The 25077-nt window shown below is 48.0% G+C and carries 25 protein-coding genes, 1 rRNA gene and 1 other RNA gene; 20 read left to right on the forward strand and 7 right to left on the reverse strand.

All coding sequences use genetic code 11. The features are described from left to right. Nucleotides 1-149 precede the first annotated feature (149 nt). Together rrf and C2M34_RS11650 are read left to right on the forward strand one after the other, a co-directional pair. A 5S ribosomal RNA gene (gene rrf, locus C2M34_RS11645) occupies nt 150-264 on the forward strand. A 207-nt stretch (nt 265-471) separates the two neighbouring features. Then, entirely contained in the window at nt 472-885 is a 414-nt protein-coding gene (locus tag C2M34_RS11650) for an SRPBCC family protein (RefSeq protein WP_105213131.1), read from the forward strand. A 210-nt stretch (nt 886-1095) separates the two neighbouring features. Here C2M34_RS11650 and ssrS read toward each other — a convergent pair. Continuing rightward, nucleotides 1096-1277: non-coding RNA, 6S RNA (gene ssrS, locus C2M34_RS11655), on the reverse strand. Between the two features lie 196 nt (nt 1278-1473). Between ssrS and C2M34_RS11660 the strand changes: the two genes are divergently transcribed. The 4 genes from C2M34_RS11660 to C2M34_RS11675 are packed head-to-tail and all read left to right on the forward strand — an operon-like array spanning nt 1474 to nt 5696. Then, nucleotides 1474-2037, forward strand: a complete 564-nt coding sequence (locus C2M34_RS11660) for a UPF0149 family protein (protein WP_105200871.1) — start codon at nt 1474-1476, stop codon at nt 2035-2037. Then, nucleotides 2037-3347 carry a Xaa-Pro aminopeptidase gene (gene pepP / locus C2M34_RS11665; protein ID WP_105258880.1) on the forward strand — a complete coding sequence of 437 codons (1311 nt, stop codon included), beginning with the start codon at nt 2037-2039 and terminating at the stop codon, nt 3345-3347. The genes C2M34_RS11660 and pepP overlap by 1 nt, the downstream gene beginning before the upstream one ends. Nucleotides 3348-3350: 3 nt before the next feature. Beyond that, nucleotides 3351-4520, forward strand: coding sequence for a 2-octaprenyl-6-methoxyphenyl hydroxylase (gene ubiH / locus C2M34_RS11670; protein WP_105258881.1), 1170 nt, complete (start codon nt 3351-3353; stop codon nt 4518-4520). A 3-nt stretch (nt 4521-4523) separates the two neighbouring features. After that, nucleotides 4524-5696: an FAD-dependent oxidoreductase gene (locus C2M34_RS11675; RefSeq protein WP_105258882.1), complete on the forward strand. Its 1173-nt coding sequence runs from the start codon at nt 4524-4526 to the stop codon at nt 5694-5696. Nucleotides 5697-5707: 11 nt separating this feature from the next. Here the strand turns inward: C2M34_RS11675 and C2M34_RS11680 are convergent, their stop codons facing one another. After that, nucleotides 5708-6553: a LysR substrate-binding domain-containing protein gene (locus tag C2M34_RS11680; protein WP_105258883.1), complete on the reverse strand. Its 846-nt coding sequence runs from the start codon at nt 6551-6553 to the stop codon at nt 5708-5710. A gap of 130 nt (nt 6554-6683) precedes the next feature. Between C2M34_RS11680 and C2M34_RS11685 the strand changes: the two genes are divergently transcribed. From C2M34_RS11685 to C2M34_RS11720, 8 genes are all read left to right on the forward strand, one after another. After that, nucleotides 6684-7262: a hypothetical protein gene (locus C2M34_RS11685; RefSeq protein ID WP_105258884.1), complete on the forward strand. Its 579-nt coding sequence runs from the start codon at nt 6684-6686 to the stop codon at nt 7260-7262. Nucleotides 7263-7430: 168 nt separating this feature from the next. Next, nucleotides 7431-8513, forward strand: a complete 1083-nt coding sequence (gene gcvT / locus C2M34_RS11690; protein ID WP_105258885.1) for a glycine cleavage system aminomethyltransferase GcvT — start codon at nt 7431-7433, stop codon at nt 8511-8513. A 30-nt stretch (nt 8514-8543) separates the two neighbouring features. Continuing rightward, nucleotides 8544-8933: a glycine cleavage system protein GcvH gene (gcvH, locus tag C2M34_RS11695; RefSeq protein WP_105200878.1), complete on the forward strand. Its 390-nt coding sequence runs from the start codon at nt 8544-8546 to the stop codon at nt 8931-8933. 196 nt (nt 8934-9129) lie between these two features. Continuing rightward, nucleotides 9130-12024, forward strand: a complete 2895-nt coding sequence (gene gcvP, locus C2M34_RS11700) for an aminomethyl-transferring glycine dehydrogenase (RefSeq protein ID WP_105258886.1) — start codon at nt 9130-9132, stop codon at nt 12022-12024. Between the two features lie 591 nt (nt 12025-12615). After that, nucleotides 12616-13554 carry a hypothetical protein gene (locus C2M34_RS11705; protein WP_105258887.1) on the forward strand — a complete coding sequence of 313 codons (939 nt, stop codon included), beginning with the start codon at nt 12616-12618 and terminating at the stop codon, nt 13552-13554. A gap of 101 nt (nt 13555-13655) precedes the next feature. Continuing rightward, entirely contained in the window at nt 13656-14330 is a 675-nt protein-coding gene (locus tag C2M34_RS11710) for a hypothetical protein (protein WP_105258888.1), read from the forward strand. Between the two features lie 15 nt (nt 14331-14345). After that, nucleotides 14346-14738: a hypothetical protein gene (locus C2M34_RS11715; protein WP_105258889.1), complete on the forward strand. Its 393-nt coding sequence runs from the start codon at nt 14346-14348 to the stop codon at nt 14736-14738. A gap of 30 nt (nt 14739-14768) precedes the next feature. Beyond that, a complete protein-coding gene (locus C2M34_RS11720) occupies nt 14769-15002 on the forward strand; it encodes a hypothetical protein (RefSeq protein WP_105258890.1) in 234 nt (77 codons plus the stop codon). Between the two features lie 714 nt (nt 15003-15716). Here the strand turns inward: C2M34_RS11720 and C2M34_RS11730 are convergent. From C2M34_RS11730 to C2M34_RS11740, 3 genes are all read right to left on the reverse strand, one after another. Further along, on the reverse strand, nt 15717-16025 hold the full coding sequence (locus tag C2M34_RS11730) for a hypothetical protein (RefSeq protein WP_105258892.1): 309 nt from the start codon (nt 16023-16025) through the stop codon (nt 15717-15719). A 418-nt stretch (nt 16026-16443) separates the two neighbouring features. Next, on the reverse strand, nt 16444-16974 hold the full coding sequence (locus C2M34_RS11735; protein WP_158681442.1) for a hypothetical protein: 531 nt from the start codon (nt 16972-16974) through the stop codon (nt 16444-16446). A gap of 7 nt (nt 16975-16981) precedes the next feature. Further along, nucleotides 16982-17470: a PD-(D/E)XK nuclease superfamily protein gene (locus tag C2M34_RS11740; protein WP_105258894.1), complete on the reverse strand. Its 489-nt coding sequence runs from the start codon at nt 17468-17470 to the stop codon at nt 16982-16984. Nucleotides 17471-17983: 513 nt separating this feature from the next. Here C2M34_RS11740 and C2M34_RS11745 point away from each other — a divergent pair. Then, a complete protein-coding gene (locus tag C2M34_RS11745; RefSeq protein ID WP_105200906.1) occupies nt 17984-18292 on the forward strand; it encodes a hypothetical protein in 309 nt (102 codons plus the stop codon). A gap of 340 nt (nt 18293-18632) precedes the next feature. On the opposite strand, the gene C2M34_RS11750 is transcribed toward C2M34_RS11745, so the two are convergent. Together C2M34_RS11750 and C2M34_RS11755 are read right to left on the reverse strand one after the other, a co-directional pair. After that, nucleotides 18633-19685 carry a metal-dependent hydrolase gene (locus C2M34_RS11750; protein ID WP_105258895.1) on the reverse strand — a complete coding sequence of 351 codons (1053 nt, stop codon included), beginning with the start codon at nt 19683-19685 and terminating at the stop codon, nt 18633-18635. 2 nt (nt 19686-19687) lie between these two features. Next, nucleotides 19688-20284 (reverse strand): TetR/AcrR family transcriptional regulator, encoded by a 597-nt coding sequence (locus tag C2M34_RS11755; RefSeq protein WP_105258896.1) that lies wholly within the window; start codon nt 20282-20284, stop codon nt 19688-19690. A gap of 227 nt (nt 20285-20511) precedes the next feature. On the opposite strand from C2M34_RS11755, the gene C2M34_RS11760 reads away from it, so the two are divergent. The 5 genes from C2M34_RS11760 (at nt 20512) to C2M34_RS11780 (ending at nt 24956) form a co-directional block, all read left to right on the forward strand. Beyond that, nucleotides 20512-22101: a Na/Pi cotransporter family protein gene (locus C2M34_RS11760; RefSeq protein WP_105258897.1), complete on the forward strand. Its 1590-nt coding sequence runs from the start codon at nt 20512-20514 to the stop codon at nt 22099-22101. Between the two features lie 177 nt (nt 22102-22278). Beyond that, on the forward strand, nt 22279-22935 hold the full coding sequence (locus tag C2M34_RS11765; protein ID WP_105258898.1) for a cupin domain-containing protein: 657 nt from the start codon (nt 22279-22281) through the stop codon (nt 22933-22935). Between the two features lie 268 nt (nt 22936-23203). After that, a complete protein-coding gene (locus tag C2M34_RS11770) occupies nt 23204-23551 on the forward strand; it encodes a copper resistance CopC family protein (RefSeq protein WP_105200911.1) in 348 nt (115 codons plus the stop codon). A 19-nt stretch (nt 23552-23570) separates the two neighbouring features. After that, nucleotides 23571-24470, forward strand: coding sequence for a copper resistance D family protein (locus C2M34_RS11775; protein ID WP_105258899.1), 900 nt, complete (start codon nt 23571-23573; stop codon nt 24468-24470). A gap of 21 nt (nt 24471-24491) precedes the next feature. After that, nucleotides 24492-24956, forward strand: coding sequence for a YybH family protein (locus C2M34_RS11780; protein ID WP_105258900.1), 465 nt, complete (start codon nt 24492-24494; stop codon nt 24954-24956). Nucleotides 24957-25077 lie beyond the last annotated feature (121 nt).

The following is a 25077-nucleotide window of genomic DNA, read 5'->3' on the forward strand; positions in this document are numbered from 1 at the left end:
CATGCCGAACTCAGTAGTGAAACGAAACAGCGTCGATGATAGTGTGGCATTTGCCATGTGAAAGTAGAACATCGTCAGGGCCCTATTTAAGAAAGCCCGGCTCAAAGAGCCGGGTTTTTTAGAGCAAAAAAAGAATTTACAAGTTTTTGCTTGGCGACCATAGCGTTTTGGAACCACCTGACCCCATGCCGAACTCAGTAGTGAAACGAAACAGCGTCGATGATAGTGTGGCATTTGCCATGTGAAAGTAGAACATCGCCAAGCTCCTAATTATACGAAGAACCCAGCCTAGTGCTGGGTTTTTTGCGTTTAACTGCCCCCTAAAACTCAGTATCTAACTTTGTTACCTGTAGCGGAGTAATGAAGCTTCATTGCTGTTAGTGAATAACCGACAGTGAAAGATATATGCTACCTTGTAAGCTCTTACTCAAATCAGTAGTTGTTTTCACCACACAAGCTCAGGAGTGAACCATGAAGATAAGTATTGAAACGCAAGTAAAAGCACCACTAGCAAGCGTATGGGAAGCCTGGGTAACGCCCCAAGACATCACGAGCTGGAATTTTTCTATCGATGACTGGTGTTGTCCAAGAGCCGAAATAGATCTGCAAGTCGGTGGTAAATTCAACTATCGAATGGAAGCAAAAGATGGCTCTATTGGTTTCGATTTTGAGGGATGCTTTACGAAGGTCGAGGTACAGGATTCTATTCATTTTGAGCTTGAGGATAATCGGCTTGTCACCGTTTCTTTTATAGAAGTTAGCGATGGCGTTAGAGTCGTTGAAACTTTCGACGCAGAAGACGAAAACTCGGCCGAGCAGCAAAAACAAGGTTGGCAAAGTATTCTCAATAATTTCAAAAAGCACGTTGAAGGAAAGAGTAACTAAGCAAGTGCTGCTTCATTTCTGTTTACTAGGCCATGCAAAAGCATCCGGCTTTGGAAGTAGCACGGGATTAGAATAGGGTAACTGATGGAGCAAGTCCCGTAGAGGCTTTTTTGTGCATAGAGTAATATAAGCAGAGAGCGCCAATACAAGGTGTCTTGCCTAATGTGTGAGCGTGATTAACTGAGATAAGATTTAGAAAAAGAAGGAAGGGTGTTCCCCGGCTTGCGGTTACGAATATCAGCCCTTGAACCCTAAGGTTCAAGGCGGAAGACACCTGTAAGCCGTAGGCTTCTCGGTACATGCCGAGCTTGCGCAATAGCCTACAAAATGCATTCCTAAATAAAAATTATCGGCTCAGGGACGTCATTCGCTGGCCAACAAGCTAGGGAACACCTTTAGTATATAAGACCCAGCAACAGGGATACAGCCTAATAACAAAATTTCCTTCCAAGTGCGGGCAAAGTAAACAAGCTGGGTGTTATTTGATCGCTATCATACTTGGGTGGTCACAATACGGTGGAGTCGCCCTCGCAGCGATGGTAGCATTGGGTATTGAAATCAATATTTTTCGTCATACGCGAGCCAATCATGAGCGAACAACCTAGCTATCAGCAAGCCCAACTACTCTTAGAAAGTAACGACATCTTTGTTATGCCCTCCGAAGTGCAGGGGATTATCACAGGGCTCCTGGCCTGTGGTCTGGATATCGAAGAAAAAGATTACCTGGGTCTTCTTAGCGATGTGCTTAATGACGGCATTAGTTTTGAAAAGACCCTCAAACAATGGTTGAGTGAACTCTACTCCCAAGCAGTTGAAAGCTTCTCCAATGAGCAGTTGCAGTTTGAGCTTTTGCTGCCGGACGAAGAAGAAAGCCTGATCGATCAAGCTAATGCCCTGGTTGCCTGGGTAAACGGCTATTTACTGGGTTTTGGCTTAAAGCAAAAAGATTACGGCAAGCTAAGCGATGACGTAAAAGAAGTGATCCAGGACTTCACCGAAATCAGCCGCCTTGATACCCACTTTGATGAGACCGAAGAAGACAAGCAGGCACTGCATGAAGTGTTGGAGTATGTGCGCGTATCGGCCATGCTTTGCTTTGCCGAGCTGGGTAAACGAGAGAGCACGGCGCCAACTTCAAAGACGCTACACTAATGAATATCACTAACGCAGAATACCGCGCGCGCCAGCACCAGTTGCTGGCGCAAATGAAAAACAACTCGGTTGCCCTTATTCCCGCTGCCAAGGAAATTACCCGCAGCCGCGATACCGAATTCCCGTTCCGCCAGGACAGCGACTTTTTCTATCTCACCGGCTTTAATGAGCCCGATGCCATGTTGGTGCTGGTAAAAGGTGAAGAGCAAAAGTCGATTCTTTATTGTCGCGCCAAAGATAAAACCGCCGAGATCTGGCATGGTCGCCGTATGGGCGCCGATGCTGCTAAAGAACAGCTCCCTATCGATGATGCCCACACTCTTGCCGAGCTGGATCAGGGCCTCATCGATGCGGTGAACCAAAAAGCCACCCTCTACTATGGTCAGGGCGTGTATAAAGACGTCGACGACCAGGTTTTTGCCTTACTCAATACCCTGCGTGGCGCCCCTAAAAAGGGCTATCGTGCGCCTGAGGTGATCCGCGATATTCGCACCCTGGTGCATGAAATGCGCTTATTTAAATCACCGGCAGAGCAAGAGCTTATGCGCCAGGCGGGTCAGATCAGTGCCGATGGTCACAAGCGCGCCATGCGTTTTGCCAAGGCCGGAGCCACCGAGTATCAACTCGAAGCCGAATTACATCATCATTACGCCATGAACGGCGCCCGTTATCCGGCCTACGGCACCATAGTGGGCAGTGGCGATAACGCCACCATCTTGCACTACACCGAAAACGAGTCGACCCTGAAAGATGGCGATCTGGTGTTGATCGACTCGGGCTGTGAGCTGGCTGGCTATGCTGCCGATATTACCCGTACTTTCCCGGTTAACGGCAAATTTTCTGACGCGCAAAAGGCCGTATATAACGTGGTGCTTAAGGCACAGTATGCGGCGTTGGATATGGTCAAGCCAGGTAATACCCTGGCGCAGACCGCCAAGGTGGTAAACCGTATTCTTACCCAGGGCCTGATTGACCTTGGCTTGCTAGAAGGCGAGCTTGACGAGCTATTAGAAAGCCAGGCCTATCGTGCCTTTTATATGCACGGCCTTGGCCACTGGCTTGGCCTTGATGTGCATGACGTGGGTGAGTATAAGCAGGACGAAAAAGACCGTCCTTTCGAGCCAGGCATGGTGCTGACCATAGAGCCGGGCCTCTACATCAGCGAAGATGCGCCGGTGGCAGAGCAATATCGCGGTATTGGCATTCGCATTGAAGACGATGTACTGGTCACCGAAAATGGCCATGAAAATCTCACCGCCTCGGTGCCCAAAGAAGTGGCCGAAATAGAAGCGCTAATGCAGGAGAGCTAACAGGTGCAGCACTTTGATGTGGTGATTGTAGGCGGTGGTTTGGCCGGGGGCACATTGGCGAATATCTTAGCGCAGCAGTGTCCTAATTTACGTTTGGCCGTTATCGAGGCCTACCAGCCCAGTAACGATTATCACCCCAGCTTTGATGATAGATCCATTGCCCTGGCCGCCGACTCGGTGCACTACCTCAAGCAATATGGCCTGTTTAACGAGCACAGCGACTATGCCTGTGCCATTAAACAGGTGCAGGTATCGGACCGCGGACATTTTGGCAAAACCCAGATCAGCCATGCGGATTATGATCTTGATGCCCTGGGTTACGTGGTTGAGGTGCGCCCCTGGGGTCAGGCCTTACATCGTGCTTTGGCAAGCCATCAACAAGTGACCCAATTTTGCCCTGCGAAAGTCACCGCGGTAAGCATGCATGAGACACATAACCAGATCACTTTGGACGATGGCAGCGAGCTTAGCGCCAAGCTGTTAGTGATGGCCGATGGCGCCCAGTCACCCACACGCAAGTTATTACATCTGGATTTTGACACCCAGGAATATACCCAACATGCCCTGATTGCCAATGTCGAAGTGCAGGACGACCATCAATGTCAGGCCTTTGAGCGTTTTACCAGCCATGGCCCGCTGGCCTTACTGCCCATGTCGCGTAAGCGCTATTCATTGGTGTGGTGCGACCAAGGCTATAAGCTGGGTGACTTGCAAGACGCCTCCAGCGACGAATTTGTTGCCAGACTACAGCTCGAGTTCGGCTATCGCGCCGGGCTCTTTACCCAGGTCGGCGAGCGCAGTGTTTACCCCTTGGTGTGGGGCAGAGCGAATAGTCTTGTCAGCCATCGCGCCGTGGTGATAGGTAATGCCGCCCACGCCATTCATCCCATTGCCGGGCAAGGCTTTAACCTGGGCCTGCGCGACATCAAAGAATTGGTGGCCAAAATTGCCTATGCTGGCGATGACTTGGGCACATACGCCTTTACTTCGGCCTACGCTCAGGCGCGTGCCGAGGACATTACCCGGGTGATGACACTGACCGACGGTCTAGTGCGTACTTTTTCCAATGGCTCGCGCACCATAGCCCTTGGGCGCAGTGTGGGTTTGGCGGCAATGCAACTATGCAGTTCGTTGCGCCAGCCATTAGCAAAACAATTAATGGGGTTTAATTAACGCATGTTTCAAGCGAAGGTAGCCGTGGTTGGCGGCGGTTGTGTTGGATTAAGTGCGGCGCTGGCACTGAGCCTGCAAGGCGTCTGTGTGGTGGTCATCGATGCCGGCGATAAATGCGCGCCTTTAAGCGACGAATACGGCCTGCGCGTTAGTGCCATTAACCAGGCCAGCGAAGCCCTGTTTACAGAGCTCGGCGCCTGGCCGCTGATGCAAGAGCAGCGTATAAGTCCTTATACGCAAATGGATGTACGCGATAAAGACAGCTTCGCCCATATTCATTTCAGCGCCGACGACTACGATGTCACTCATTTGGGTCATATTATCGAGAACGATGTTATTCATCGTGCTCTGGTAGCCAGATTAGAGCAGCAAGCTAATGTCACCCTGTTGTTTAATCACGCCTATAAAGACATTCACCAAAGCGACAGCAATGTATTACTCACGCTGGATAATGGCTCGCCGGTGATGTGTGAGCTCTTGATTGCCGCAGACGGCGCCAACTCAGGCGTACGCCAGCGCTTTAATCTGCCCATTACCTTTAAAGATTATGATCACCATGCCCTGGTCGCCACCATTAAAACCGAGCAGGGCAATGAGCAGTGCGCCCGTCAGGTGTTTTTGCCGGACGGTCCGTTAGCGTTTTTACCCCTGGCCGACGAGCATATGCATTCCATCGTCTGGTCGTGCTCACCGCAGCAGGCACAGGCCTATCAAGGCATGACTGACGAAGAGTTTAACAAAGCGCTCTACACCGCCTTTGACGGTCAGTGTGGCCTGTGTGAGGTGCAGTCCAAACGCCCGGTCTTCCCACTGACCATGCGCTACGCCCGTCAATGGGTGAAGGAGCGTATCGTGTTGATGGGCGATGCGGCCCACACCATACACCCGTTAGCGGGTTTAGGTATGAACTTAGGTCTTAAGGATGCGGCGCGCTTTACCGAGTTGCTGGCCGAGCCACTGTTAAGCGGCGAGGGCGATCTTCAACGTGCACTGCGCACCTATGAGCGCGAGCGTAAGCTCGACGCGCAAAAGCATATCGCCACCATGCAGGGGCTAAAAACCCTGTTTGCCGGTAACAACCCCATCAAGAAGCTGGTACGCGGTTTAGGCTTAAGTGCGGTGAACGATATCAAGCCGCTGAAGCAGGTGTTTGCAGAGCAGGCACTCGGCAAGTAAACAGACGCCCTTTAACTCAGGCGCAAGGTAATAAACTCGGCGAGCTTGTCGATGGCATGGGCAGGCTCTTGGGCGCGCTTAATCAAACTAATGCCCACTTGCCCCAGCACCGGCAGTATGTCGGTGTGTGTGGTAAAGGGCAGCTCCTCGGGCACGGTTTTACGTGCCAATACCGTGATCCCCAGCTCTTCCTTAATGGCCGCCGTGAGTCCGGTCAAATCTGCATTGGTATAGACAATACGCCAGGGAATGCCGGCCTGCTCCAGGGCATCGATGGCGCGGCGGCGATAAATACAGCCCTGTGGCGCCACCACCAGGGTGACTGGCTTGTTCGCCTTGATGGAGGTATTGCCCACCCACACCAGCTGATCTTGTAAAAAGCTTGGGTAGTGGGGGTTATCCAGCTGTTCTACCAATGTCAGTAGCAGGTCAAACTCTTCGCGGTTACTCACGTGCATCAGCTGTTTACTGAGCTCGGATTTCACCTCCAGCGATACATCCGGATAGAGAGAAACAAAATCGCCAATAATGGCGGGCAAAATACTGGCGGCAAATTCGCTGGGAATGCCTAAGCGCACCTTACCGGTGACGGTTTCATTACTAAAGAGCTGCAAGATGGCGTCGTTTTCCTTGAGGATCTGCTTGGCCAGCGGCAGCAGTTGCTCGCCCTGATGATTGAGCACCTGGCGTTGCCCCTGCTTTTTAAACAGCTTACGGCCGAGTAAGTCTTCGAGGCGCTTTATTTGCAGGCTGACCGCAGGTTGCGACAGCCCCAGCAGCTCACCGGCCTTGGCAAAACCACCCACGTCAACAACGGTGACCAGGGTGCGCAGACTGTCCATGGGGATATTTTTCATATTAGTAAAGGAAATTTATTGGTCTATATACATTGCAATTATTTATCAATCGATAAAAAATTACAATTTGTTGTTGCTCTGGCCCAGCCCTATACTGCCAACAGTTTAAAAATCACAAGTTGAGGCAGCCATGACGATCCAATCTCTCTTTTTTGCCCGTCATCACGGCGCGGAAAACGCCCAGACCAATACCTTTGTGTCGGCCAATGAACAGATCATCGATCTCGGCGGCTCGGAAGTGCTCTTGTTATTACAAAGCCTGAAGACCAGCACCTTGAACTGGGCCAATAAAACCGGCATGGCGGTGCGTTATGAGCTGGCAGAGCAGGCGCTCAGCTTTGATGTTTTCTTCTTAAGCGATACAGCGCTGCGCATAGTAACCAACGACGCCGAGCCGCTGCTGGCTGTGCTTGCTACGGCCAGCGAGTCGTTTGATGTGGATATTTTGCCCCGTCCCGAGCTAAATTGCCTACACTTTAGCGGTCCCGATGCCGGTGAGTTCCTAAGCCAGCAGTTCAGCCTGTATATGGGCATGGCGCTTGGCGATAACAGCCAGCATTATGGCGTGCAGTGCGATGACTGTTTTGTTATCGCCAGTGCCAAGGACGCACAGCAGTACTATCGCGTGTTTGCCTTGTCATCGACGCTAACGGATTTAACCCAGAGCCTAACCAGCGCTCGTTTTAACCCCCAAGCACAAGCTGCTTAAATGGGCGCACTGGGTTATGTAAGCATCTTTTGCCAGATGTTAAAAAAGTAATCGTTAATTTGGGTGCCAGCGGCGAACAACTTATGTATAATCGCGGCCCATGTTATTCCCCCTCGATAATCGAGGCCACGCCCACCATACTGGGTTTGTAAAACGTGAAGGAATATTATGTCTTCTAAAACACCTCTACATGCCAAGCACCTGGAAGCCGGTGCAAAAATGGTTGATTTCCACGGCTGGGAAATGCCGATCAATTACGGTTCGCAAATCGAAGAGCACAACGCGGTGCGTACCGACGCTGGCATGTTCGACGTATCACACATGACCATAGTTGACGTTCAAGGCGATGACGCCAAAGCTTTCCTACAAAAATTGGTAGCAAACGACGTTGCTAAGCTAACCGTTGCCGGTAAAGCGCTTTACACAGGCATGCTTAACGAGCAAGGCGGTGTGATCGACGATTTGATCATCTATTTCTTCAGCGACACCGAGTACCGCTTAGTGGTTAACTCGGCGACCCGTGAAAAAGACTTAGCCCACTTGGCTGCCGTTTCTGCCGATTTCAACGTGAGTGTGACCGAGCGTCCTGAGTTCGCCATGATCGCCGTGCAAGGCCCTAACGCCAAAGCAAAAACAGCAAACGTACTAAGTGCAGCACAGCAACAAGCCGTGGCCGATATGAAGCCATTCTTCGGTGTGCAGGCCGGTGATTTATTTATCGCCACAACAGGCTATACTGGCGAAGACGGTTACGAAATCGTAGTACCAAACGAGCAAGCCGCTGACCTATGGCAGCAGCTGCTAGACGCAGGTGTAGCACCGGCTGGTCTGGGTGCGCGTGACACCTTACGTTTGGAAGCAGGTATGAACCTATACGGTCTGGACATGGACGAAAGCGTATCTCCGCTGGCGGCCAACATGGCCTGGACCATTGCCTGGGAACCGGCAGAGCGTGATTTCATCGGCCGTGCAGTATTAGAGCAACAACGCGCTGACAAGAGCACCGACAAACTTGTTGGTCTTGTGCTTGAAGAAAAAGGCGTATTACGCAGTGGCTTAAAAGTAGTAAGTGAAGCGGGCGAAGGGGTGATCACCTCAGGTACCTTCTCACCAACACTAGGTCACAGTATTGCACTTGCCCGTGTACCGCGTGAAATCGGTGAAACGGCGCAGGTTGAAATGCGTAAAAAATTAGTCAATGTTAAAGTGGTTAAACCTTGCTTTGTGCGTCAAGGTAAAGCCGTAGTATAAGAATATAAATTTACACCAAAGGAACAGACAATGAGCAACATTCCAAGCGAGTTAAAGTACGCTAGTTCACACGAGTGGGTACGCGCTGAAGGCGATGGTACTTACACTGTAGGTATCACAGAGCACGCGCAAGAGCTTCTAGGTGACATGGTATTCGTAGAACTACCAGAAGTTGGTGACGAAGTAGACGCAGGTGAAGACTGTGCCGTTGCTGAGTCTGTAAAAGCGGCTTCAGACATCTACGCGCCAATCGGCGGTGAAATCGTTGCTATTAACGAAGAGCTTGAAGATGCACCTGAAACGGTAAACAGCGACCCTTACGGTGACGGCTGGTTATTCCGTATTAAAGCATCTGATGAGTCTGAGCTTGAAAATCTGCTTGACGCAGAAGGCTACCAGAACAACATCGACGAAGACTAATTAGTCGTTTGGGCGTCGGCCCTGAAAAGCCCCGTTTTGGGGCTTTTTTGATACTAACCCCAGGTACCTGGGTATCGGGTTAGTGTAGATGTGCCGCCATATCGGCACCCTTACAGGTTTGGTGCAATGCCATATTTGTTGGCAATAACCCCCACTAAACCGCATTAAATTTCTTGGATCATAGGAATCTGGACACATGTCAAATGCCAAATCTCTTGAACAGTTAGAGCAGAAGCAAGATTTTATTCGTCGTCACATTGGCCCAAGCGCGGCGCAAATGAGCGACATGCTAAGTGCTCTTGGAGTATCGAGTGTTGAAGCGCTGATGGAACAAACTGTTCCTGCTAGCATTCGTCTTGAGAACGGCCTGCAAATTGGCGAAAGCCGCACTGAGGTTGAAACCCTAAGCTACCTAAAATCAGTAGCCAGCAAAAACAAGGTATTCAAATCATACATAGGTCAGGGTTACCACCCGACGCATGTACCTCACGTGATCCTGCGTAACGTTTTAGAAAACCCAGGTTGGTACACGGCGTACACGCCATACCAGCCAGAGATCGCCCAAGGTCGTTTGGAATCACTGCTTAACTTCCAAACCCTATCAATGGACCTGACCGGTCTTGACCTTGCAAGCGCGTCACTACTTGACGAGTCAACTGCTGCGGCTGAAGCCATGGCTCTTGCTAAGCGCGTTTCTAAAGCGAAAAAAGCCAACGCATTCTTTATTGCAGAAGACGTTCACGTACAAACTATCGACGTGGTAAAAACACGTGCCGAGCAGTTTGGTTTTGACATCATCATTGGTCCTGCAAGCGAAGCTGCAAACCATGAGATCTTCGGTGCCTTATTCCAGTATCCAACAACCAGCGGTGAAGTGGTTGACCTGACTGACCTTATCGCTGCTGTACAAAGCAAAAAAGCACTAGCCTGTGTTGCTGCAGACATCATGGCGCTTATGCTACTTAAAGCCCCTGGTAAACTAGGTGCAGACGTAGTACTTGGTTCAGCACAGCGTTTTGGTGTGCCTATGGGTTACGGTGGTCCACACGCTGCCTTCTTCACAACCCGTGATGCCTACAAGCGTTCACTACCAGGTCGTATTATCGGTGTTTCAAAAGACCGCCTAGGTAACGACGCACTGCGCATGGCAATGCAAACACGTGAGCAGCACATCCGTCGTGAAAAAGCGAACTCAAACATCTGTACTGCTCAGGTGTTACTAGCGAACATGGCTGCCTTCTACGCGGTTTACCACGGTCCTCAAGGCCTGAAAACAATCGCCGAGCGTATCCACCGCTTCGCCGATATCCTAGCCGCTGGTCTGAAAGAGAAGGGCGTTGCTCTTAAGCATGATACTTGGTTCGACACCATTACCGTTGTTGCCGATAACAAAGACGAAGTTATTGCACGCGCACTAGCGAAAGAAGTGAACTTCGCGACTAACCACGCCGGTGAGTACTCAATCTCTGTATCTGAGACCACAACACGTGAAGACGTACTAGAGCTATTCGACATCATCCTAGGTGAAGGTCATGGTCTGGACGTAGCAGCACTTGACGCACAAATCAGCGCCAATGGTTCACAGTCTATCCCTGCAAGCCTGGTACGTGATGACGAAGTGCTAACGCACCCGAACTTCAACTCATACCACAGCGAAACCGAGATGCTTCGTTATATCAAGCGTCTAGAAAACAAAGACTTATCGCTTAACCACTCAATGATCTCGCTAGGTTCATGTACTATGAAACTAAACGCGACCGCTGAGATGATCCCAATCACCTGGCCAGAGTTTGCAAACCTGCACCCATTCTGCCCGTTGGATCAAGCGGCCGGTTACCAGATCATGATTGGTGAACTACACGACTGGTTGGTAAACATCACGGGTTACGATGCCGTATCACTACAGCCTAACTCAGGTGCTCAGGGTGAATACGCAGGTCTTATCGCGATTCGTAAATACCACGAGTCACGCGGCGAAGGTCACCGTAACGTATGTTTGATCCCAAGCTCTGCGCACGGAACTAACCCTGCATCGGCACAAATGGCCAGCATGAAGATCGTAGTGGTTGATTGTGACAAGCTAGGTAACGTGGATATGGCTGACCTTAAAGCGAAAGCTGAAGCGGTGTCAGAGAACCTATCGTGCATCATGATCACATACCCGTCTACACACGGTGTATACGAAGAAACAATCCGTGAAATTTGCGACATCGTGCACCAGCACGGCGGCCAAGTGTACATGGACGGCGCGAACATGAACGCGCAAGTAGGTGTAACCAGCCCAGGCTTCATCGGTTCAGACGTATCGCACCTTAACCTACACAAAACATTCTGTATCCCACACGGTGGCGGTGGCCCAGGTGTTGGCCCAATCGGTGTTAAATCACACCTAGCGCCATTTATGCCTAACCACAGCGTAATCAACGTACCGGGTACCAATGTAGACAACGGCGCGGTATCGGCAGCCCCTTACGGCTCAGCGCTTATTCTTCCTATCTCATGGGCTTATATCACCATGATGGGTAGCGAAGGCCTACGTGAAGCAACCGAAACAGCGATTGTGAATGCCAACTACCTGGCCGAGAAGCTAAGCGAGCATTACCCAATCCTATACCGTGGTCGTAACAACCGTGTTGCCCACGAGTGTATCGTTGACCTGCGTCCAATCAAAGAAGCCACTGGCGTATCTGAAATGGACGTAGCTAAGCGTTTGATGGACTACGGTTTCCACTCACCAACAATGTCGTTCCCGGTAGCCGGCACCTTGATGATCGAGCCGACCGAGTCTGAGTCTAAGGTTGAGATCGACCGCTTTATCGAAGCCATGGTGTCAATCAAGAGCGAAATCGACAAGATTGCTAACGGCGAATGGTCAATTGAAGACAACCCACTAGTATACGCGCCGCACACCCAAGCAGACGTACTAAGCAACGACTGGAACCGCGCATACGACCGTTTCTATGCAGCATTCCCAGTTGAAAGCGTAGCGAAGAACAAGTTCTGGCCAACGGTTACACGTATCGATGACGTGTTCGGTGACCGTAACCTGATCTGTTCTTGTCCTGCAGTTGATACGTATCGCGACGAGTAATTGGCATTATTCTCGCTGCAGAGCGAGGGCTGATTAACAAGTTTGGAAAGCGCCCCTGAAAAGGGGCGCTTTTTTTGTGTTTGTAGATCGCTTGTAGGTCGGTCTTTAGGCCGACTATGAAGGGCTATTTCTTCGAATTGGCTTTGGTGTTAACGGGTACGAACGCCTTTTCAAACTACTCTCTTGTCGGGCCGCCGACTTCGGCCAAGAGGAAATGCTTGTCCATTTCCTCTTGGATCTCCTAGGACACCCCCGCATTTGCTATTTGCTTGCGCGTGTTGGGGTTGCCAACACACACAGCGAAACTCGGCTATCCCTGCCTCGATTCGCTTAATTTGACCGTCCAAGGTCAAATTGTGCTACCAACCCCGCCATGCTCAGCGCAAATGCAGGGGGAATAAGGGGCTGAAAGTTGGGTGCATGCCGAGTAGTCTTTTTTTGCTGCAAAAGTGCAAAAGTGCAAAAGCAAGACCTGACCCCTAATTTTGAAAATTAAATAAAGTAATAACCAGCTATTTCCATTATTCTAAAAAGGACTTTACTTTATAGAGGCACTGAGATGACCTTTTATTTGTGTCACAAGGAATAATAATGAATCAACAAGATCATACACTTCTCGACATTTTTAAAGAGCGACTATCCAATCCATTTATGTTTACCTACTTTTGGGTGTTTTGTGGCTGGAATTGGAAAGCTATTGCTTGGTTATTAATGGAGCCTCTGCGTATAAGTATTAAGTTACAGCAATTCCCTAGTAAATTTGAGTGGAACTTGTTGGATCCATTTCTACTCGCTGGTCTTATGGTTGCGTTATTGCCGTGGCTCAACTCCTTAGTTGAAGTGTTGAAGCGGCTGGCGGAAAACACCACAAATAAGCTGTTGAACAGGCTAGGCTGGAAAGAAATGGTGGCGCAGGAAAAATACCAAGAGGTTGAACAACAGCTTAGGGCGGCTAGGGCAACTATATCTGAACTTGAGGTGGCCATGGAATCAAGTCAGCGGAAAATTGAAAATTTAGGTGCAGATTTACAAACCAAAGTAGAAGAGTTAACTGAAGTCAAAAACCAAATAGACAGCACAAGAGCTGTGAATATACACAATGATGAATTAAGAAGGGATCTAGATGAATCGAAAAATGAAATAAAAAGGCTTAAAGAAAGTAATGCTGAGCTAAATAAAAAAGCTAAATCTAGCAATAGCCATGGAAAGTTAACTTTAAATGACTCAACGAAGGATTACTTTCAGTTCTCGAACTCAAAAACAAGTTTACCAACAGCCATTGATACAATACATAATCATTTGAGTTCAGTCCCAATTTACAAGGATTATTTACCTAAAAACTTCCAGGTAGGGCAGACAGAGCAATTAATGGCTAACCAACTACCTTCTGCAATTACACAATTGCAGCCAGCTTGGGCTAATTCTATAGCCCCTATATATAAGTCACCGTTGGACAACTTTAACAACATAGGTGGATTAAGTAATATGGGACTTAGCTCAAATAAGAAATATCCGAATGGTGATGTGTAGAGTAAGTGAAGTAGATACAGTTAGGTCTTGCATTTTGCATTCTCCTCTGAAGTTATTGTATTTTAGGTATATACATTCAGAAACGGAATTAATCGATAAGAATGGAAGCAATTCTTAATTTTGACCTTGAGCCAATTGCAAAGATATTAGCTAGTGTCTTTGCTGTTGCGCTCGCTATTAGCAAAATCCATATAGATCTTAGTTCACAGAACTACAAACGAGTTGAGTTATACCAGCAATTACAAAAGCTTTGTGGTGCTGATGCGAATACCAACTTGTCAGAAATTTTAGTCATCTTACGTTTGTTCACGCGGGCTCACCTTACGAATAAAGAAATTGAATGGTTCATTTGGACGCCGGGTGCATTTCGCTACCTTCAAGAGTATGGAAAAAAAATCGAATTTATAGATATAGATTACGAGAAAGACGCGTTTAAATGGCGGGAAAAGTTTAACAGTGGGTGGAGTCGTTTTGGGCGCTTCATTTCTCTATCTTTTTTCTATTCCATCACAGGAGTGGCTGGCGCAATTCTTTATCAGCTTGCATATAAATACTTTAGTTTAGAAAATGTCCTTATGATGATCATCCCCATCATTATGTTTATTGCTGGCTCCGCATGTCTGATAAAGGCCTATCGTCTACTTAATAAAGTTCTTATTTTATTGCCTAGGGAGTTTTTGGTAAGTGCAAATTTACGTGGGGATAGAATGGAAGAACACTCTAACTTCGTGCCTGTGAAGAACAAAGAAAATACACGGCGATATATTCATTTATAAATGGAGTGATAAACGATGGACAAGAAGCTTATAGCCTCAGTTTTACTCAATCTCGTACTAGTTGGAGTGTTGCTCAAGGGAATGTCCGAACCTAAAGATCAGAAAGTGTTTATTGCGACAAAAGATCAAGTCGCTTGTTTGGAGAACTGGAAAAAGAAGACATACGCCAAACAACAAATCTGGGGGCCAGAATATTTTGATGAACACTATGTGGTGTTCGATGACTCGGTTGAAGGAGCGCGCTCTTTTGAATCTGAAATTTCTGGGTGTTTTTATGATGCGACCACAGGCACAGACCAACTCCAGGAACTGGAGCCTCTTGTTAAGTTGCTAGAGAGCGAAGGCTATAAAAACATTAGCTTTTACAAACCTCCTCAAGACTCTCGAATCACAGTGTATGGTAAATAAACAACTAGATATAAATTAAAGGGAATTTATATGAATATCGATTTCTCAAAATACACAGTCAAAGAGCTGCATGAGGCGTGTATATCCATTGATGACTGTGCGTATCCTGAGCGGGCTATTGAGATTTATCAACGACTGAAAGCGTTTGGTGAAAGAGTTACTTCATTTCGAAGTGAACTCAAAGAAAAGCCAATGGGTCTTAAGCTTTCTTTTCTCTGGTGGAGTCTTATTAGTTATGAGATTTTTAATCAATTTTTTGTCTAAATCCATCAACGATCCAAACAAGCATTTTCATTATTAGCGGCGGTATTATGTATAAAAGTACCGGAGCTATTAGAAATCCAGCAACCTCACCTATGTGGCTATTTATGTCATCTACATATCTATCCCATCCACCATTAAACAGTATCATTGCAATGCTGAAGCAGATATACCATAGAATTAATACGAGTGGACCTACTCTTGAAATAATCCAAGTGATACGCCTAAAACCTTCCTCGATATTCAAAACAAATCCTTTTTAAGTAATTTTTCATTAGTTTATAACATATTATTCTTACACGTTAGTATGAATTGTGCACTTGACCCATCTCAAGCTCACAACCACAATAACTCTGACCAAATAGCCCCAGTGTATCAGCTCATTTCCCGTTTTAATTCGTGCTGGAGAAATCAGCTTTTGTTGCGGAGCGTGCTTAAAACAACGAAGCATGGATGCGAAGTTAGGTTTATCGAGTCAGGACGACTCGTTAAACCGCGTTGAAAGCTAAGCGCAGCGTTTAACAAAAACCTGAGTTCGGAAGCAATACGAATTACGGGCGCCCTAGGAGTTGTTAGAGGAAATGGGCGCGCATTTCCTCTAACTTGTCGTCGCCAATGCGGCAATAAAAATTAACAAGACACCCACTCTAAAAAAAATGGGGTAGGTTTTGCATTGTGCAGTCCAGCAAATTCACCCGACGTCTTTTATCTTTTATCTCAATCCTCTGGCCCTTTGAGGGTGAAGGTTAAGTGCTTGCGCATATCTTTTAGGATCACGCCTTTTTTCAGCATGGCGGCGCTTAGGCGTTTTTGCCATTTGAGTAGGTGAGGTTCGGCGGCCTTTAGTGCTTGGTCATTTTCGAATTGAAAACACAGGAGCAGGGAGCCGGGGAACAAGTGGTATTGGACATCAAACCAGCATTGCAACATGCCGGGTATTTCTGCGCGCGCTTGTTGTTCGAGTGCTTCGGCAACGTTGAGCACCAGTGCCTGTTGTTTTAGCTGGACTTTGGAGAGCTTTTTCATGGAAGTTCGAGATAAGGAGTTACGGTAATAAAGCATAATTATAACCGGGCAGAGAGCGTTATGGAATGTGGAAAATATTAGGATGGGTGTCTAGCTAATGTTTGGGTATTCGCTCTAGGAAAGAGGCATTGTAGGAAATTCGGACTAAAGGCTGCGCGAACGTATTCGCTGACGGTAATGTGATTTGCTCTTGTCCAGCGATTGAATCGAAGGGTAGATTTTCAATTTTTTAAGCGCTCCTTTAGGAGCAGAAAATAAACAAGACATCCACTTTAAGTAGATAAGGTATAGAGCAGATATTTTTATCTCGGTTTGATGGTTTAAATAACGCGTATTTTTACTCAATATGATTAACTCAAACAGATAAAACCATCTGAAAATCCGCTTTTACGAATTCAATGTTAGGGTGAGTGTCCTGCTAATGCTTGTTGCTCTCTGAATTCGCGGCTTCAGTGTCGCTTTGATTATTGTTTTTTTCGTTCTGCGTAATCGCTGTGCTAGCAAATACTGCAACCCATACTTTTCTAATATATTTAAGTAAAGTAATTAAAAATTTCTTTATCTTTCTGCGTCTTACGATGATTTCACTTAATAAAATCACCAAAATTAAAGAAGTGAGAGCCGCAGCGAATAGATATGCAGAGATAAAAAGGGCAAAAGCTACCATGCCGAAATAAGTTAGTAGGAACGGTAGGCCTATCATAATAAGGCGGTAGATCATTACGCGTCTGATTAAGGCCCGATACTTTCTATCAATCATCCAAGTGAATACACCAAAGCTCCACGCTGATGATGCAACAATAAGTATCGCACTCCAAAGTAAAGGCCCTTCAAAACGATAATCAGCCATGAAAGTTGGGTAAACTAATAAAAACGAAAAGCCAATAACAATGTTGATTGTTACGAACATTGTTAATCGGCTTTCCAAACTCTGATATTTAAAGGCCACAGAAACTTCACTTAGCGTTTGTTTTATTAATTAGCCAATCACAAAACTCTTCTTTGGTGGGGAAAACCAGAAAAGTCTTATCCTGAACTTTGGCTGTTTCTGTTAGTAGCCAATCGTATGCTTCTTCTTTGTAGCCTTTACCATCGAAAACGATGACTAAGTTTGACTCCGGTGCTTTCATCAATGATTCAAAGAAGAATGGAAATTTTTGGTCGACAGAGCCAGAGGTTTCCTGGCGGTGGGCTTCCACTCTCACTAGACCGTGCTGATTGCTATTAACGAGGAATGAGCTTTGTCGTTTGGAGCCATACATATCTTCATACGCATTGCGCTTGTTAAAGCTATTCAATTCGGGCGATTCTGATTTGCTTTCTTCATAACCTAAGAGAAGCAGAGTTTCTTCGATCTCTTTGCAGAATCTGCGGTTTGACTCGATGGGGTTTTTAGCACTAATTGACGGGCTTATTTCTTCGAATAAAGGAAGTTGGCTTTCCATATCATGTCCTTATGAATTTATACGCGCAGGTTTCAAGCTAATGAAAGCACGTTCTTATGTCAATTTTAAAACAATGAGTAAATATCAGGTCTAACTCACAGCCACCCCAATCCAGCCGTATTACACAGGCGCATCAGCTGATTTCCCGTTAAAATTCGCGCTGTAGAAATCGGCTTTTGTTGCGGAGCGTGTTTGAAACAACGAGATAGGGCTGAAAGCGGATTTAAGAGAGTGAACAGTTTCACTCTCGCCGCTTGAAGGCGACGAGCTCTGCGAGGAGGGGGACTGCGAAGTTAGGTTTACCGAGTCAGGACGACAAAATCTGAATATAAAAAACCGCTGTCAGCGGTCTGACTCCAAACGTATCGCATAAATACAGCCACAACAGGACTACCCCTGTTCAGTTACCGTGTTATATTCATTTTAAGTGTCATCATTTTATCCGCATAAGGCTGGTATCAATACCGGGCCAGCTTAGCAAATGGATGTAGCGGCGAATTTAAGAAGAGGCGTATGCAAGAATCAGATTTATTTTCACAACTGGGCCAACGCAAGCAGCAGCAAAGTGAGCTGGTCGACACGGTCAACAAACATTATGGCGATTATGTGTTTAACTCGGTCGGCGCGGTGACCACCAGTGAGAGTGTGTATTTCCCTATTAAAGAAGGCGTGCTCGCCGGCTACTGGCTCGACACGGATGCCGCAGACTATCAATCTCTGGAAGGTAAAACCCTTTCATCTATCGAAAACCTGTACTTCTTTGTCTTTACCCCGCAACAGATGCAAGAGCTGATCCTTGACGCCGATGAAGAGGAAGAGTAAGCAAACCCAGATTTCCTAGGCATAGAAGTTTGGTTAGGTCTTGCGCTTAGCCGAACCCACAATCACTCTAATCTCCACTTCGTCACACAGGTGTATTAGTTGATTTTCTGTTTAAATTCGCGCTGGAGAAATCCTCCCCTTTGTTGTCGGCCTTATCGGCAATGTGCTCCTACATTGCTCTACTACCGCCATCCATGGCGGCAAAGACCGACCTATAAACTGTTATCCATGACGGCAAAGTCTAACTTACAGTGCTTTGTTGTCGGCCTAAAAGACCGACCTACAAACCTCAATTCCACGTTGTCACACAGATGTGTGAGTTCAATACGTAGGACACTTGCTAGTTAACCTCTTCATTATGTTCACTAAAATACCGGCCGCGCTTAAGTTGCCACTGGCCGTCCTGGCTCTGGCACATGGCATAGCGAAAATAGGGCTGGATGCCGGGCCAGTGATAGCGCAGGTCGCTGAACCACACGCAGCCTTGCTTTGCCGATGTCTCTTTTGCTAACACCACCGGGTACTCGGCAAAGTCTCTAAAGGCCTTGAAGTCTGGGTGTTGCCACGCCTGTTGAACAAGCGGCTCCGCGTGTGCCGGGTGGGTATAGCTGTGCCATTGCAAGGCATCAGTCCGGGTGTAGGCTCCAGAAAAGCCTGTTACCCCAGCGGCGTGGGACAGGTTGTCCGCCAGTGGATCGGTTTTGAACTTAAGATAGGCCTGATAAATATGCTCCTCGTCTTCGCTGAGCAGCTGCCAATAAAGGGGTGAAAAAGGCTGTGGCAGCAAGCGACTATCCGCATTGGGCGCTATTTGCACCGTTAAAGTGAGTTTTATGCCAAGCACAGCCGCAAGATAGAGTAAGGGCGGGCTCAGGGCCGCCAGGTGATAGCGCTTTTGGTGCCACCTTTTTTTTCGGTAAATATACATCAGCAATGCGGCCAGCATTACGCTCAGGGTGAAGTAGGGGTCGATGATAAATAAGAGGTCCCAGCTAAATTTCACGTCTGACAAGGGGGCAAACCAACGAGTTCCGAACACGGTTAAGGTGTCTGCTACTAGGTGCGAGAGAATAGCAAGCCAACAGATGGTAAAGACCAGTGCGGCGTTTGCCAGGCGCAGCAGTTTACACAAGAGATAGCTTATCAGCGCCGCCCACACGGGGGAGAGCAGCAGGGAGTGAGTTTCGGCCCGGTGCCAATAGGCTAGAAAGTCTAACGGGTTGAGCCAAAAGAGCAGGTAGTCAATGTCCGGAAAAAGGGCCACCGCAGCGCCGATCGCGGCTCTGAGTTTCCAGCCAGTCTTTGTGCTGGTGTCTGCGCCTGCCGATGAAGGTTTAGCTGCGGGCAACTGGGCGACAAGGGCGCCAATGAATACATGGGTGAGGGCATCCAAGGCTAGGTTGCTCGACCCGGGCGGGAGAAAAAGCCATGACCGGCATGAATGCGCTTAAGCAAGCCCCTTAACAGGGCTCTGGTTTTGGCATTATCGGCACTGTTATCGCTTAAAAAGCAATAAAAGCTGCTCAGATAGGCGCTGGTGAGCGCAATTTCGTCGGCCACCTTGGCCAATCCCTGCTGCGGGCGCGCCGCCGCTTCTCTGAACCACTGCACGGTGCGGCTGACGCGGGTCACACCATGGGCCTGCAGGTGAACATGCCCGGGCTCCAGTTTATAACGCATAATATCGCGCACCACGGCTTTGTAAGGGGCCAGATAATGAAACCAGCTCATGATGCAATTGAGGGTACGCTCTTGCTCCGAGCCTACTTTAGCGGCCTCGGTATCGGCGTAAGCGAGCATGGCCCTATCGGCACCATCGAACAGCGCCTCGGCGATATCGTCCTTGGAGCGAAAGTACCTGTGTATATCGCTTAAACCACAATTGAGCGAGCCGGCCAGCTGCTGCAGCGAAAAGCGCTCCCAGCTCGATTGCTGCGCTAAGGCAATGGCAGCAAAGAGTATGGTCTGGGGTGAAAGCATATCGGCAGCCATAAAAAGAACGCCTTAAACAAGCGGGGTGGGTGTGCTTTTAGTATAGGAAGCGGCAAGCGCAGCGACAATGATACGGCTTACCCTGCTGCGGCCATGGGTTTTCCCTGCGAAAGCCAAGGGGATTATTATTACTCCAAATACGAACCAAGATCGCTGGACAATATTGCGCTAACTGCATCTAAAACCTATGCTTTTTATATCTGCCTTGCTCAAAATTTGATAAGCAAATGGAAAACCTGACGATTGCCATGGCTGGATTAACCGCCATTATTCTTTTTATTTTTGGGCTTCAGAATTTCTCTCGGGAAATTGAAAGCATCTCAGGCGAGCGCTTTCGTAAGTCCCTGAGCCGGGCAACGCGCATACCCATACTCGGCGTCTTTATTGGCGCCATTGTTACCGCTTTAATTCAGTCCAGCTCCGCCACCTCGGTGATCACTATTAGTTTAGTTAACGCCGGGGTGTTAACGTTCAAAAACAGTGTGGGCATTATTTTCGGTTCCAACGTGGGCACCACAATAACGGCGCAGCTGGTGGCCTTTAAGCTTACCGTGTTTGCGCCCGTGTTTATCATTATCGGCTTTTTCTTATCGCTGACGCGCAATCGTTTTTCTATCTTCGGCAAGGCCATCTTTTATTTCGGGTTTGTGTTTTTCAGCCTGAATCTGATCTCTTCGTCTTTGGCGCCATTACAAAATAATCCGGCGTTAATTGAGATTTTAACCCAGCCGCAAAACCCCCTGATTGCGATTTTGGTTGGCTGTATTTTTACCGCCATGGTGCAGTCGAGCTCGGTCACAACGGGTTTGGCTATTATCTTCACCCAGCAGGGGGTTTTGGGCCTTGAGAATGCGGTGCCCATCATTATGGGGGCCAATATAGGCACCACGGCAACGGCTATGATCGCCGTGTTTGGGATGGATATTGCCGCTAAAAAAGCAGCCTTGAGTCACCTCTTGTTTAATGTGGGTGGGGTCTTGTTGTTTTTGCCCGTTATTTTATTGTTTGGCCACAAGTTAAGTGACGTGACCATGGATCCGGCCATTGCCCTGGCTAACATTCACTTTATATTCAACGTGGTTGCCAGCCTCATCTTTATTATTTTTGTCACCCCTTTTACCCGCTTTGTCGACTTTTTGCTGGGTGAAGGGAAAATGGACTTTGAGCGCCTTGAGCTGCCGACCTATCAAGAAGACGAAGAGTTTCAGCTTATCGTGGACAGGCTTGAAACGGGTAATCAACAGCTGCTCAACTTTTTAAAGGAGAACTACAACCTTGTCACCCTAAGCTTAGAAACAAACTACAAGAGCATTCAGGACACGGCGCAAAAACGCATTGAATATGTCAATTTTATCGAAAAAGAGTACATGACTTACTTCACTTCGCTGTTAAGCAAGATGAAGGATGAAGAGCAATCACGAGAGCTGATAATACAAATTAATCGCTATGATTATCTGTTCCAGATCCATGACTCAATTACCGATCTGTTTGAGAGCAAACGCATCATGAGTGAGCAATTTATCGAGCTGAAAAGTGATATTTTGATTCTGGTAAGAGAGTTATCGAGCGATACCTTAAATCTTTTTACAAAAACCAGTGAGCATCTAGAGGAGCCCAATAATGAGGAGATTGAGAAGTCGGCCAAGTTGTTGCAGCTGCATCTTAATCAGGCCCACCGCAAGCTGTTATTGTTACTTGCCGATACCAATAGAAAAGATGCCGGTGCGCTCACCAACTTTGTTACATACTCGCAGCGCCTCAAGGATAAATTATTAAATTTCCATAAGGTGTCTTCACACATAACCGCCGAATTATGACGCGCTGGCAAGGGAAGATAACGGGAGTTCTTGGTCGCATCGCACTGCCACTATAGTCTTTGCCCCGATACTCCTTTTACCGTCTTTGGGTGAACCAAAACGCCGGTGGTGTAGTATTCATTGCTTATTATCAAAACCAGCTGAGCGCTTGCAGAAGCGCATCAAACAGGAGCACGCATGTTAAATATGGATTTTGACCAGAAGTTAGCGATTAAAACGGCAGCGCAACCCTGGCAGGCAAGCCCGGCTAAAGGGGTGTGGCGCAAGCCATTGGAGCGCGAAGGCAAAGAGTCGGGGCACACTACAAGCATAGTTAAATACGAGGCGGGCTCGTGTTTTAATCCGCACCCTCATCCTCTGGGCGAGGAGATCTTTGTGCTTGAGGGGGTGTTTTCAGACGAGCACGGCGATTACCCGGCGGGCACCTACATTCGTAATCCACCTAATAGTGTGCACGCGCCCTTTAGTAAAGAAGGCTGCGTGCTCTTTGTGAAGCTCAATCAGTTTGATGAAAAGGATACGCAAACGGTGCGCATCAACACCCGGGAAACACAGTGGCAACCGGGGCAGGGTGGCCTTGAAGTGATGCCACTGCACACCTTTGAGCATGAACATACGGCCCTGGTGAAATGGCCCAAGGGCGAGCGCTTTGTGCCTCATAAGCACTTTGGCGGCGAAGAGGTTTTAGTGCTTAGTGGCGAGTTTTGCGATGAGTTCGGTCATTATCCGCAGGGCACCTGGCTGCGCAGCCCGCATATGAGTGAGCACACGCCGTACGTAAACGAAGAAACGGTGATCTTTGTGAAGGTAGGGCATGTGCCTTTTCGCTATTAGCCGTAGCGCAATACCTGTGGCCTTGGCTAGGTGGTTCAATTAAGGAGCCGGCGCTGGTTTTACACCGTTTTTTATCACATTCCTTTTAACACCGGGGTATATCTGGTTAGATAGGGCTGAAAACGCATTGCAATAAAGACAATAAGTAACAACGCAATGTGATAAATTTCGAATAAGACGTCGGCAGATGTAAAGGTGTTGCAGGCCTGGTGTATCAGTTGTTTGCCTGTCGCGTGATCTTATAAATAAAAAAATAATCGAGGTAACAATGAAATCCCTAATTCACTTTCTTGCGGTAATCACGCTGGCGTTTAGTTCTGCGGTCTTTGCCCATGTCGATTTGAAAGCCAGTGTGCCCGCTGATAAGGCCACGCTAGCGCAAACTCCCGAGCTGTTATCACTCACATTTACCAAAGAAGTGCGCCTGGTGAAGGTATCACTAAAAAATGCGCAGGGTGAGGCCATTAAATTTGGTTTTAAGCCCACTAAGGAAGCGAGCCTTGAGCATTCCTGGGCACTTCCTGAACTTGCGCCCTCAAGCTATCAGGTTGATATGATTTTTCTTGGCCAAGACGGCCATAAAATGAAAAGCAGCGTTAGCTTTGTTGTGAACTAAGCAAGGCTAATACCCTGTGATGGACGTGTTTATCTGGAATACCATCATTGTGCTAGCGAAAATGGCCTTTTATGCAGGCTTTGCCGGTGTTGCAGGTTATGCCTTCTTGGGTCAGGTGTTTGCCCATGAACAGGACCCCGCACGGCCAGGCGTATTGAGCGGCATTTGCCTGCCATTATCTCTGGTTCTGCTTGCCTTTGTCGGCAATGCTGTTTGGTTTTTTGCCAATACCGGTGCCATGGCAGAAGACGGCATTGGCGGCGCATTCGATAGCTTTATCCTGGAAATTATGTGGGATTCATCCATAGGTGCAGCGGCTCAGGTTAGAGCCCTGGGCTGCCTGGTTGCCTTAGGGGCGGTGATGCTTTTGGCTTGCTCTGCCAAAGCCACATTAGTTCAATGGGCGCGCCATGGCCTGTTTGCTGCCAGCTTATTAATGCTTGCCTACTCCTTTACCTTGGTAGGGCATGTTTCTGAGTTAGCGGCGCTAGAAAAAGCGCTTTTAATGATGCATGTTGTGGTGATGACCTGGTGGTTTGGGGCCCTGTATCCGCTTAAACATGCCGTTGAGGTGCTCAATGATGATGGGCTAATAGCCCTGATGAACCGCTTTTCACGGCAGGCTAGTGTATTGGTTGGGGTTTTACTCTTGGCCGGGGCGTATTTGGCGTTTCAATTGCTCATCAGCCCCGCGGCACTGTTGGCGTCGAGTTACGGACAAACCTTACTGCTTAAGCTAGTGCTAGTGCTGTGTATATTGGCGCTGGCCGCCAGGCATAAGTTTATACTTGTTCCTCGGCTTAACAACCCGGATGGGCGGGCGGTGTTAGCTAACTCCATCACTCTAGAGATGGTCATCGCAGGGGCCATTTTGGCCGTCACCGCTTGCTTAACCAGTGTGGTAGGCCCTACTAACTAAAACAATAAAAAGAGAAGCATAATGAAATTACTATCGGCATTTTTATTCCTACTGGCAACGACCAGCGTTGCCGTGCAAGCCCAGAGTGGCGATGAAAAAGACGCGAAACTGTTCAACGGCTTGGACACACCAGCGGCCAGGGCGGTGCTAACCTTTAAACAGGCCCTTAAAAGCGGTGATAAGGCGCTCGCCACGGCACAGCTTGCCGATGATATTATTATTTTCGAGGGCGGGCGCGTAGAGCGCAGTGCCGACGAATATGCGCATCATCATATGTTATCCGATATGAAATACCTGAAAATGATGGAATCAAAAACACTGGAACATCAGGTTGAGGTTTTTGGTAACACCGCGGTTTCTGTTTCACGCAGCCATACCAAGGGCACCTATAAGGATAAGCAATACGATTATGAGGGTATGGAAACCATAGTGCTGGAGCAACAAGACGGACAGTGGAAAATAAAGCATATTCACTGGTCTAACTAAGCCCTGGCGCCACTGTAGCCCTGGTTCTGACTGCCAGGCCAGACGCACTCGCAAGTGATTGCATTCAAGTGATTGTCTTGATGCATAAAGCTCTCAAAAAAAGCGCCCTAAGGCGCTTTTT

Origin of the sequence: Pseudoalteromonas sp. T1lg88 (assembly GCF_002964765.1) — a bacterium.
Classification (GTDB): domain Bacteria; phylum Pseudomonadota; class Gammaproteobacteria; order Enterobacterales; family Alteromonadaceae; genus Pseudoalteromonas.

Excerpts from the sequence above, each read along its gene's own strand:
- C2M34_RS11720 (WP_105258890.1), top strand. The coding sequence starts at position 14,769 with ATGAATATCGATTTCTCAAAATACACAGTCAAAGAGCTGCATGAGGCG.
- C2M34_RS11770 (WP_105200911.1), top strand. The coding sequence starts at position 23,204 with ATGAAATCCCTAATTCACTTTCTTGCGGTAATCACGCTGGCGTTTAGT.
- pepP (WP_105258880.1), top strand. The coding sequence starts at position 2,037 with ATGAATATCACTAACGCAGAATACCGCGCGCGCCAGCACCAGTTGCTG.
- C2M34_RS11780 (WP_105258900.1), top strand. The coding sequence starts at position 24,492 with ATGAAATTACTATCGGCATTTTTATTCCTACTGGCAACGACCAGCGTT.
- C2M34_RS11745 (WP_105200906.1), top strand. The coding sequence starts at position 17,984 with ATGCAAGAATCAGATTTATTTTCACAACTGGGCCAACGCAAGCAGCAG.
- C2M34_RS11765 (WP_105258898.1), top strand. The coding sequence starts at position 22,279 with ATGTTAAATATGGATTTTGACCAGAAGTTAGCGATTAAAACGGCAGCG.
- C2M34_RS11650 (WP_105213131.1), top strand. The coding sequence starts at position 472 with ATGAAGATAAGTATTGAAACGCAAGTAAAAGCACCACTAGCAAGCGTA.
- C2M34_RS11660 (WP_105200871.1), top strand. The coding sequence starts at position 1,474 with ATGAGCGAACAACCTAGCTATCAGCAAGCCCAACTACTCTTAGAAAGT.
- C2M34_RS11715 (WP_105258889.1), top strand. The coding sequence starts at position 14,346 with ATGGACAAGAAGCTTATAGCCTCAGTTTTACTCAATCTCGTACTAGTT.
- C2M34_RS11680 (WP_105258883.1), bottom strand. The coding sequence starts at position 6,553 with ATGAAAAATATCCCCATGGACAGTCTGCGCACCCTGGTCACCGTTGTT.
- gcvT (WP_105258885.1), top strand. The coding sequence starts at position 7,431 with ATGTCTTCTAAAACACCTCTACATGCCAAGCACCTGGAAGCCGGTGCA.
- C2M34_RS11740 (WP_105258894.1), bottom strand. The coding sequence starts at position 17,470 with ATGGAAAGCCAACTTCCTTTATTCGAAGAAATAAGCCCGTCAATTAGT.
- C2M34_RS11755 (WP_105258896.1), bottom strand. The coding sequence starts at position 20,284 with ATGGCTGCCGATATGCTTTCACCCCAGACCATACTCTTTGCTGCCATT.
- gcvP (WP_105258886.1), top strand. The coding sequence starts at position 9,130 with ATGTCAAATGCCAAATCTCTTGAACAGTTAGAGCAGAAGCAAGATTTT.
- C2M34_RS11675 (WP_105258882.1), top strand. The coding sequence starts at position 4,524 with ATGTTTCAAGCGAAGGTAGCCGTGGTTGGCGGCGGTTGTGTTGGATTA.
- C2M34_RS11730 (WP_105258892.1), bottom strand. The coding sequence starts at position 16,025 with ATGAAAAAGCTCTCCAAAGTCCAGCTAAAACAACAGGCACTGGTGCTC.
- C2M34_RS11685 (WP_105258884.1), top strand. The coding sequence starts at position 6,684 with ATGACGATCCAATCTCTCTTTTTTGCCCGTCATCACGGCGCGGAAAAC.
- C2M34_RS11760 (WP_105258897.1), top strand. The coding sequence starts at position 20,512 with ATGGAAAACCTGACGATTGCCATGGCTGGATTAACCGCCATTATTCTT.
- C2M34_RS11705 (WP_105258887.1), top strand. The coding sequence starts at position 12,616 with ATGAATCAACAAGATCATACACTTCTCGACATTTTTAAAGAGCGACTA.
- C2M34_RS11775 (WP_105258899.1), top strand. The coding sequence starts at position 23,571 with ATGGACGTGTTTATCTGGAATACCATCATTGTGCTAGCGAAAATGGCC.
- C2M34_RS11710 (WP_105258888.1), top strand. The coding sequence starts at position 13,656 with ATGGAAGCAATTCTTAATTTTGACCTTGAGCCAATTGCAAAGATATTA.
- gcvH (WP_105200878.1), top strand. The coding sequence starts at position 8,544 with ATGAGCAACATTCCAAGCGAGTTAAAGTACGCTAGTTCACACGAGTGG.